At 59.6% G+C, this 5,912-nt stretch carries 3 protein-coding genes and 1 pseudogene; all 4 read left to right on the top strand.

Annotation, left to right across the window (positions count from 1 at the left end):
• Positions 1-648: 648 nt before the first annotated feature.
• Positions 649-1,656 (top strand): helix-turn-helix domain-containing protein, encoded by a 1,008-nt coding sequence (locus AAFX91_RS38005; protein WP_130579791.1) that lies wholly within the window; start codon positions 649-651, stop codon positions 1,654-1,656.
• Positions 1,657-1,803: 147 nt separating this feature from the next.
• Positions 1,804-2,685: a helix-turn-helix domain-containing protein gene (locus AAFX91_RS38000; RefSeq protein WP_165421187.1), complete on the top strand. Its 882-nt coding sequence runs from the start codon at positions 1,804-1,806 to the stop codon at positions 2,683-2,685.
• A gap of 256 nt (positions 2,686-2,941) precedes the next feature.
• The gene (locus AAFX91_RS37995; protein ID WP_394569909.1) at positions 2,942-3,886 is read left to right on the top strand and encodes a helix-turn-helix transcriptional regulator; all 945 of its coding nucleotides are present in this window, start codon (positions 2,942-2,944) and stop codon (positions 3,884-3,886) included.
• 297 nt (positions 3,887-4,183) lie between these two features.
• Positions 4,184-5,844 (top strand): annotated as a pseudogene (locus AAFX91_RS37990) (arylsulfatase).
• Positions 5,845-5,912: the final 68 nt, after the last annotated feature.

Below are 5,912 nucleotides of genomic sequence, written 5' to 3'. Positions count from 1 at the left end.
GGTCCTACCCCCGTGCTTTTTGTTGCACGGGACCCATGGGTGCAACCGGCACCCGGCTTTCCCTGCGCCCTCTACTCAATGAGAGGGTGAAACGAGACGCAAAGCTCGGACGCAACGCGCCGCGAGAACGCGGACTCACGTCCTCTCCTTAAACTCCACCGTCATGCCCCGCGCAGGCGGGGCATCCAGTATCCGGCAGCCTCTCGGCTCAAGCACTGGTGCCTCTGGAATACTGGATCGTCCGCCTTCGCGGACGATGACAGCGGAGAAGCTGTTTGAAATTCAAATCAGACCTACACTGCGGGTGCGGCTATGCATCTTCGGCAGAACCGCCGGCGCGGGGTCGTTCCGGCACAGGCAGCCGCGTTGGCCTGTTTTCCTAACTCTGACAGGCAGTTGTGCGAGCGCATAAGACTACCCTGCAGAGCGATATGCATTTTGTGCCAAGTATTCGCGCAGTTGCCCACAGGTAATACTGGCCCTACAATACAACCGAGATTTCGCGGCGCCTCGGATCTCGAATCGACTTGATGGCGTTGCCTGCTCTTCTTTTGCGACCGAAATCGCTCTTCCCGATTCCCTGTGTCTCCTTGCTGTAAGCCTAGTTGACCCGAGAGATTAGTAGTTCTGTTTCGGGGGAGAACAGAAATGGCGTGGAGTAGAGTTTTTGATTTATCTGATCCGTCGCAGTGCAAGGCAGTTATTTGGTCCGCGGATATCGAACTTTTTCCGACGGCGAAAGGAAGCTTTCATGCCGAAATTGCGCAGATCGGCATAAACAGGCTTCTGGTGCAACGATATCGAGTGTCGCTGCCACAGGTTAACACCGTCGCGGTCAGGCCAGGCCGCAGATCAATTGGCTTTCTTGCCGAGCCCAATGGAACAGCCTTCCTGCACTGTGGCCTGGAGGTCTTGGCCAGCGATATCGTCGTGAACAGGTCCGACGTCGTACATCAACGATCTGGCGCAAACCTCCACTATGGTACGATCTCTCTTGCGGCTGATGACTTTGATGCTGCTGCCGAGGCAGTACTCGGTCGCGAGTTTGTCGAAATGCCGCAGAAACGAGTTATCCGCCCGCATTCTGCGGCGATGCTCCGACTGCTGAAACTGCACAAGAGCGTTGGGCTGCTCGCTCATGACATGCCGGATGTTCTCGAAATCCCGGAAGTGGGGCGGGCACTGGAGAATGAGCTCACTTATGTGATGGTGAGGTGCGTTGCCGAAGGTGCCGCTGCAGAGTCGAGAACTGGTAGCCGTCGCCACGACGCCATCGTCGCGCGTTTTGAAGAATTCCTGGAGGCCAACCCCGACCGGCCGCTTTATCTTGCGGAAATCTGCGCGGGGATTGGCGTCGCAGAGCGCACGCTCCGCGCCTCCTGCGAAGAGCATTTGGGAATGGGGCCGATCCGTTATCTCACCCTGCGCCGAATGCACCTCGTACACCGCGCGCTCCTGGGCTCGGACCATTCAAAGAGAACCGTCACCCAGATTGTCACCGACCACGGTTTTTGGGAACTCGGCCGCTTTTCGGTTGCCTACCGCACACTGTTTGGCGAGGCGCCATCGCGTACCTTGCGGCGATCGGTCGAGCTGCCCGAAACGCGTCCCAATCGCCCAACATCGCTTGCAGCCACAAACTTGCGGGCAGCTTGAGCCAGACAGGGACTTATTACAATGTCGTGGGCAAGAGTTCTTAGATTTACCGACCCGTTTCCCTGTCAGGCGGCCGTTCAAGCTACTGATGTTGAGATACTCCCTACAACGAAGGGAGATTTTTGGGCCGAGATTACACAGATCGGCATGACCAAACTTTGGATGCAGCGTTTCACTGTATCTTTGCCGCAAATCAGCAACGTTGCGTGCAAACCCGACCGGCGATCGATCCTCTTTCTCACCGAATCCAATTCGTCCCCACTACAGCACTGCGGCCAGGAAGTCTTGCCTGGTGACATCATCATTAACAGAACTGACGTTGCACATCATCGATCCGGCCATGATTATCATTTAGGGGCGATGTCCCTCCCGACCGATGAATTCGACGCCGCGGTCGAAGCGATAGCTGGCCGTGGTTTCAGCAAGCGGCTGGATGAGCGTAGCGTTCACCCGAATCCTGCGTTGATGTCGCGGCTGATGAAGCTGCACAAAGTGGTCGGACAACTCGCCCATGAAACTCCCGATGTGCTCGCAATACCGGAAGTGCTTCGTGCCCTCGAAAGCGAACTGGTGCATGTCATGGTCCGGTGCCTCGCGGAAGGCGTCGTGCTGGAAACGACCATGGGCGGCCGTCGCCATGACGCGATCGTCGCGCGGTTCGAGGCGTTTTTGGAGGCCAATCCCGACCGCCCACTTTATCTCATGGAGATCTGCGCGGCGATTGGTGTCGCCGAACGCACCCTTCGCGCCTCCTGTGAGGAACATTTGGGCATGGGACCGATCCGTTATCTCACCTTGCGCCGAATGCATCTCGTGCGGCAGGCGCTCTTGAGGTCGGACCCATCAACGGCAACTGTGACGCAAATCGTCACCGACCACGGCTTTTGGGAACTGGGGCGCTTTTCAGTTGCCTACCGAGTGTTTTTCGGAGAATCGCCGTCGTGCACCTTGCGGCGCCCGCCGGCGGACCCGAGGGTTCGTCTCGACCGCCCATCAACCATTGCTTTTGCCGGGCCCGGCCTCGCCTGAACCGGATGCGCGTGATCGCAAACGCGCGGTCGCCTGCGAAAAAACCGTGACGCTACGCGCGGTCTTTCCACTGAGGGGACACCCATGGTCGCAGCACCTGGTCGAGACTATCGGCCGGCTTGCCGGATTTGCATATTCTTCACATTCCACCCCCACCATTGACCTTCCGAACCCGCATAGCCGACAGCGGCCGACTGCTTGATGCTGCCTCCGTCGATGAGACCGGACCGTCCACCGGTCCGATGGGACGGCGCAAATGGCAGAAGGCGCAACACTCACGTTTGGCGACGCCGACGGCTATGCCGCAGGATTCGGCGATGCACGTATCAATCTGACGATAACGGGTGCCGGCGATTTCGAGGCGCGGTTAACACGGTTGAGATTGAACCATCTGGAATTGTGTCGGTGCCGCGAAATCCTTCCGCGCATCGCATATATTTCGCTGCCCCCCGAACGGATATTCCTTTCTTTTCCGGTCGGTACCGCGTCCCTCGTGTCCGACGGGCTTGTCTTGCGGAACGGCGACATGGTTTTGCACGGTCGTGGCGAGAGCACCCATCAGCGCTCCCACGGCGCATCCCAATGGGGCTTGATAGCCTTATCGCCGGACCAATTAAGGACTTGCAGCAAGGCCTTGACTGGACGGGAAATCGCGCCGCCGCCCGTGAGCAGACTGCTCCATCCTGCCCGCGCGGATATATCAAGATTTCGTCTTCTCTTCAGAGAAGCTTGCTACCTTGCAGAGGCTGGACGGAAACTGATCGAGCGTCCCGAGGTCGCAAGAGCGCTGGAGCAGGAATTGCTTCACGCGATCATCAATTGTCTGACCGCCGACGACATCGACAACAACAACTCCAAGGCAAGACACCATCACGCCGCCGTCATGCGTCGTTTCGAAGATGGCCTAAGCAAACGCATCGACCAAAGACTCAAAATGCCCGCGCTTTGTGCCGAGATCGGCGTACCGGAGCGCAGCCTGCGGATGTGTTGCGCGAAGTTCCTCGGCGTAAGCCCCGCACGATATCTCTTGTTGCGACGATTGAATCAGGCTCGTTCGGCACTGCGACGTGCCGATCCTTCGATGGCCACCGTCGCGGAGGTCGCGCGAAATCATCAATTCCTGGAGCTTGGGCGCTTTGCGGTGACGTATCGCACCACCTTCGGCGAATCGCCTTCCGTCACGCTGCAACGCGATCCGTAATCCGCCGAAAGCGCATAGTCAGCCCTGCGAAGCCAACACTAGCTTCAGCCTCGTATACGACGAGGCTTAATCTGCCGAATGTGCATAGCGCATTCAGGGCGCTTCGCGCAATTTGCCGTCGCAAAGCGGCCGACCGATTGCCGGTTGCGATCTCGCATGAATCGGCAAAGCCAAGTTGGTCGGCGGGTGGAGGTGGGCGAAGGCTGCGGCCCGGGCTTTCGGCAGCCGCCAATTAAGGAAGCAACCATGAGCATGTTCCGACCAATTTCGGGCGCTCTTGTCTTGGCGTGCGCCGTCATGACAGTGGCAAGCATTCCTGCCTCCGCCCAGCAGGGACAAAAACCCAACATCCTCTTCATCATGGGCGACGACATCGGATGGATGCAGCCAAGCATCTATCACCGCGGCCTGATGGTCGGCGAAACGCCGAGTATCGATCGCATCGGCAACGAGGGTGCCATCTTCATGGACTACGTCGCGATGCAGAGCTGCACCTCCGGCCGCAATGCGTTCTTCACTGGCATGTATCCGCTGCGCACCGGCATGATCCCGCCACAGCTCCCGGGGAGCCCGTCCTACCTGCGGCCCGGCACGCCGGCCCTCGCCCAGTTCCTGTTCGATCTCGGCTACACCACCGGCGAATTCGGCAAGAACCATCTCGGCGACCACACCGATGCCCTGCCGACGGCACACGGCTTCCAGGAATACTGGGGCTATCTCTACCATCTCGACGCGATGCAGCAGGTCAGCTTCCCTGACATCAACAAGACGCCGCTGCAGCAGACCGTGGCGCCACCCTGCAAGAATACGCCGATCCCGGGCGTGCCCGAAGTGCCCGGCGCGGTGGACCCCAAGACCACGCTGTGCCTCACGCCCCCGCGCAACATCCTGTCGTGCAAGTCCTCAGACGGCACGAGCAAGAATCAGATGTGCAGCGACGAAGGGCCGTTGACCCTGGATCGCTCGCGGACCGTGGACGAGGAGATTTCAGAGAAGGTCGTCGATTTCCTCGATCGCAATGACCCAAAGAAGACCGGCAAGCCATTCTTTGTCTGGTACAACCCGGCGCGCATGCACGTCGTCACCGTGCTGCCGCCGAAATACGAGGCCATGGTCGGCGAGCGCGGCGGCAAGGACTGGGGACTCAACGAAGCCGGCATGAAGCAGATGGACGACAATATCGGCGTCGTCCTCAAGAAGCTCGACGACATGGGTCAAGCCAACAATACGATCGTTGTATTCACGACCGATAATGGTGCTGAGGCGATCTCCTTCCCGGACGGCGGCGTGACCCCGTTTAAGGGAGGGGCGAGGCCTGGGAAGGCGGCTATCGCGCACCTATGGTGATCAAATGGCCCGGTGTCATCAAGCCAGGCACGGTCAAGAACCAACTGTTCGCCGCGCTCGACTGGGTTCCCACGTTGGTCGACGTCGCCGGCGGACCCAAGGGCGACGAACTGAAGCAGCAGATCGAGGCAGGGCGGTACCCCGGCATCGTCAAGACGACGCTCGATGGCGTCGACCAGCGCGAGTACCTCGAAGGCAAGTCCGACAAGTCGGCGCGGGACTACTTCTTCTACTTCTCGGGCGCAACGCCGTCGGCGGTGCGCTACAAGAACTGGAAGATGTACTACACCATGTCGCAGCCCGGGCCGGCCGGCTGGATCATGCCGCTCATCCCCTTCCACTTCACTTTGGTCCAGAACATCAAGCGTGATCCCTTCGAGCAGGCTGTCGGCGTTGACCAGAAGACGGCCATGAGCACGGGCGGCGTGCTCGGCGCCCCGGCGACCGCCTTCCAGTACGACTGGAACATGCTGCCGATCGGTCAGCGGTTGTGGCTGGAGCACCTGTCCAGCTACGAGAAGTTCCCGCCGCTGCAGGCCCCGGAGAGCTACAACCTCAGCCAGATCCTTGAGGAGGTCAAGAAGGCCAACTCCCGCGCCGCGAGCGACTAGTGGTCTATCACAGTGATTTTGACTCTTTGGGGGTGGCTGGATAGGCGCGGCCGAGTTTGGCGCGAGCT

This window comes from Bradyrhizobium sp. 31Argb, from assembly GCF_043638955.1.
Lineage (GTDB): Bacteria > Pseudomonadota > Alphaproteobacteria > Rhizobiales > Xanthobacteraceae > Bradyrhizobium.
The sequence above is the reverse complement of the archived record's forward strand: the minus strand, read 5'-3'. Positions and strand labels throughout refer to the sequence as shown.